This window comes from Clostridium sp. (assembly GCF_034179595.1).
Taxonomy (GTDB): Bacteria; Bacillota; Clostridia; order Clostridiales; family Clostridiaceae; genus Clostridium.
The window spans coordinates 1-3923 of record NZ_JAXFPT010000077.1 but is presented as its reverse complement, the minus strand read 5'-3'; the positions used below and the strand labels follow the sequence as shown (position 1 = coordinate 3923).

Here is a 3923-nt window from a genome sequence, read left to right as displayed (position 1 = left end):
TACTAAAAATCCATTATCTAATATTAAGTATACAGAGAAGGTAAAAAAGCAAGCTACCCAAGCTGATTACCACGGATTCCCTGAAAGTGTTGATGGATTTGGAGCATGTGGGAAAATTACTAATATTACGGGTGGAGATGGAATCGTAAGAAAGCAAATTGAGATACCAGGAAGTTATATGGGAAAAGAGGGTGTTTTTCAATATATAATTGAAGCAGATGGAGTCTCATGTAACCATAGGCTATTTGTTCCTAATAAATAATGAAAGGTAGTGAATTTAAATGAACATGCACTATAAAATAAATTTACCAGACAATTTCCCAAAAGAATTAATTGATACATCAAAGTCTCTTGAAAATATAGGGGTTTTAGAGTTGGCATGGAATAAAGAAAATTCAATAAAAGTTATTGATTTCTTAAATAAAAATGATTATTTGATATTAGGTGGAGATGTATATAAGCTTATAGATGAAAATCTAAACTCAACCTATGATAGTTGGTATTTTAATAAAGATAAATTTAGTTCAAATAGGGAAATGATTAATGCAAGCATGAAAACAGCTAAAGAGTATATCAATAAGTATTCTGAAATGAATGGACAAGAATATTATTATTCGATAGTATTTATTAAATCAATTGGATAATAGTTAACTTTATACAAAATCTAATCTAAAAAATATAATTACGATTAAATAATCTCAGTTTTAGTTGAATTAATATTAATATACAAAAAAGTAATTTAAAAAATAAATTCAGATAAGTCTTACTATTAAAGTAGGACTTATTTTTTTTGTAAAAATAAAATAGTGGAATTATAATTTTAAGAAAGAGGCGATAATATAAAATTAAAAAGGAGAATTAAATATGACAAAAGAAGAGCAAGGCTTAAATTTAAATGAATTTTTAAAGGAAATACATTGGGGAAAAGATAAATTTTATGATAATTTAAAAATAATGGAACGTGATGAATGCTATGGTCTGAAAAGAGAGTTATTAAAAAAAGCTGGTAAAGTTAAAGAAGATTATGAAAAAGATGAGCAAAACTTCTTTTTTAAAGATGAGTGGAAGGATTTAGCAATAGTATTATTTAAAATATTTGATAAAAATCCATATTATAAAAGTAATAGTAATGCTAAAAGTGCTGATATTAATGATATTTTAGATTATATGGATTATAGTATTGAGTTAGTAGATAGTGAATTACCTGATTTTTATAAATACTTAATTGAATTACAACCAGTATTTCAATACACTATTATGGAGAGAAATTTACTTAAAATTTTAATTGAAAAAATACAAAAGTTATTAAGTATTATGAGTAAATGTTCTATAGAGCAAAGGGTTGAATTACTTTTTAACTTAAATAAAAGTGTAAATAAACAGTTAGTTTATAATTATTATAAATATTTTGAAGCTATAGAAATAATAAAGAAAAATAGAGATGAATTATTTAAAAATCAACTATATGGAGAATTTGAATTTGGAAGTTTAGATAATTTTATAGCGGAAGTATTAAAAAAAGAAACAGATTATGAATTCATAAAAGAAAGAATCAATATATGTGACAAGAAAGTAAAAGCTAGAAATGATTTAAATAGTATACTAGATGAAGGAATTACTGAAGAGGAAAAAGATGAGATAGATAAGTTATGGAACGGATTAAGCTTAGGTGAATATATGGAAAAGTATAAGTATTCAATTATTAGAAAAAAAGTTATGGAAATAGCAAGGAGAAATAAAGAAAGAGTTATAGAAGAAACAGATATTAATACTGCTATAGATGAATTTGTAAAGACTGTTGAGAATGAAACTGATATAAGTAATATAAAAGATAAAATGAATATACTAAAAAATAAGATTTTTAGTGATGAAGCAGACTATGAAAATTTTAAAGATATATCAGAAAGTATTTTTAAAGAATTAAATTGTAATATTATTAAAAGAAGATAAAGTATAAAAATAAGGATTGCTTAATAAAAGCAGTCCTTATTTTTTTCTCAACTGGTATAGGATAAAAAATATTTGTGCCGACACCTAATGTTAATAAAACAATGAGGATATAAAATGAAATTACAACAAAGTTAACTTTTAAAATTTATATAGGAGCTCCTAAAAATAATAAATGGAGAGTGATAAAAATGATAACTAAAATTAAGCGTTGTCCAGCTAGACCTAAAATACCCAATAAAAAAACTATTTTTACATTAAAAGTACTATCTATGTCAAGAAGAATAGAGAACATCATTGAAGGCATAAAAAGTGAAGACATAAAAGAGCTTTCTATAGAAGAAAGTTATATAGAAGATGAAGTCGTAGTATGTGTAGCCAAAATAACCATACTTAATCAAGAAACAATTCCAATAGATTTGTTTAAAAAATTAAATGAAAAATTAACAGAAGAAGATGAAAAATATTTAGAGCTAATAATTAATAAGGAGGGAACTTGTTATGACATTTAAGATACAAGAAAATGTGAAAGAAGGAACTGGTGTTGTTAAAGTAGTAGGAGTGGAGTTACTGAATTACAACTATGGAAAACAAGCTTTGAAAACAATGGTAGAATATGTTGATTCTAAGCTTTATGCTACTTTCTTAGTATTTACAAATAACCATTATTTAATAAATAAACTTATAGATATAGCTTATGAAATAGCACCAGATGATGAGATTGATGAGCAAAAATTTGTTGGAATATACATGGAGATAACAACAAAAGAAAAGAATGGTTATATGAATATAGTTGATATCAATCCAGTTGAAGTTGAAGAAGAGGAAGAAGAATCTGAATTTGAAGAATCAGATGATATAGAACTATAGAAATAAAATATGCTCTTATACCTATATAGAGTATAGGAGCATATCTTTTTGGAGGTAATAACATGAATAAATTTATATTAGATGCTAATGGGGTAAACTTTGATAATAATGGTGAAAAGATAAAGATAGCTGATCCTATGAAAATTGAATCAATACAACAAAATATTGACGATGGAACATATAAGGCTTCAATAAAATATAAATCATTTTCTGGTATGAAGGAAATAACGATACCTAGAGAAGAGTACTTGAACAAGAATAATCTAATAAAATATCAAAGTAAAGGATTAGACATAACCCATGGAAATGTAGCTTTACTTACGGAGTATTTTAATGAAAAAGAAAAAGAAGCTCAAATAAAAAATATTCATACAAAACTTGGATTTTCAAATTATGAGGGGAAAACTATATATAAGTTATATGAGTGTATAGGAATAGATTCAAAGTATGAAGGCATTTATGATGTAAAACCAATAGGCGATAAAGAAGAATATATTAATATGATAAATCAAGAAGTGATTGGAAATACAGCATTAGAGTTTATGGTATCGGTTTCGCTTTCGTCAGTTCTATTAGGATATATAGGAGAAGATTTAGGATTAGATTCAATAATAGTACATTTAGTAGGTAATTCGACTACTGGAAAATCTACAGCATTAAAACTAGCAATTTCTCTATTTGGATATCCTGATGTAAAAAGGAATGGACTATTTGGCACATATAATGGAACTAATAATGCATTGATAAAGAAACTAACTGGACTAAAAGGAGTACCATTTGCATTAGATGAAATATCAATGTCATATACACAAAACTTTACTAATTTCATATATGGCGTATCAAATGGAACGGATAAGGATAGATTGAATAAAGACTCAGAGCTAAAAGGGAGAGAAACTTGGCTTACAACAATACTATCAAATGGAGAAAAATCATTGATAGGTTCATCAAATAAAAATGCTGGTGTACAAATTAGGGTTATAGAAGCGAGTAATGTTACATGGACTAAAGATGCTGAAAACTCAGAAAGAATAAATAGAGCTGTTTTAGAAAATTATGGTCATATAGGCTTTGAATTTGCTAAGTATATTATGAATATAGATAAA

The 3923-nt window shown here is 25.8% G+C and carries 5 protein-coding genes and 1 pseudogene; all 6 read left to right on the top strand.

Annotated features, from left to right (window positions below):
* Nucleotides 1–262: pseudogene (locus tag SPJ33_RS09680) on the top strand (hypothetical protein); the annotation flags it as partial.
* 19 nt (nt 263–281) lie between these two features.
* The gene (gene imm40 / locus SPJ33_RS09675; protein WP_321117758.1) at nt 282–644 is read left to right on the top strand and encodes an Imm40 family immunity protein; all 363 of its coding nucleotides are present in this window, start codon (nt 282–284) and stop codon (nt 642–644) included.
* 220 nt (nt 645–864) lie between these two features.
* Complete coding sequence (locus tag SPJ33_RS09670; RefSeq protein ID WP_321117757.1) at nt 865–1950, top strand: hypothetical protein; 1086 nt, start codon at nt 865–867, stop codon at nt 1948–1950.
* A gap of 188 nt (nt 1951–2138) precedes the next feature.
* Nucleotides 2139–2459 carry a hypothetical protein gene (locus SPJ33_RS09665; protein WP_321117756.1) on the top strand — a complete coding sequence of 107 codons (321 nt, stop codon included), beginning with the start codon at nt 2139–2141 and terminating at the stop codon, nt 2457–2459.
* Entirely contained in the window at nt 2449–2817 is a 369-nt protein-coding gene (locus SPJ33_RS09660; RefSeq protein ID WP_321117755.1) for a hypothetical protein, read from the top strand. Before SPJ33_RS09665 ends, SPJ33_RS09660 begins: the two co-directional genes overlap by 11 nt.
* Before the next feature lie 62 nt (nt 2818–2879).
* A partial coding sequence (locus SPJ33_RS09655) for a DUF927 domain-containing protein (RefSeq protein WP_321117754.1) occupies nt 2880–3923 on the top strand: 1044 nt, incomplete at its 3' end.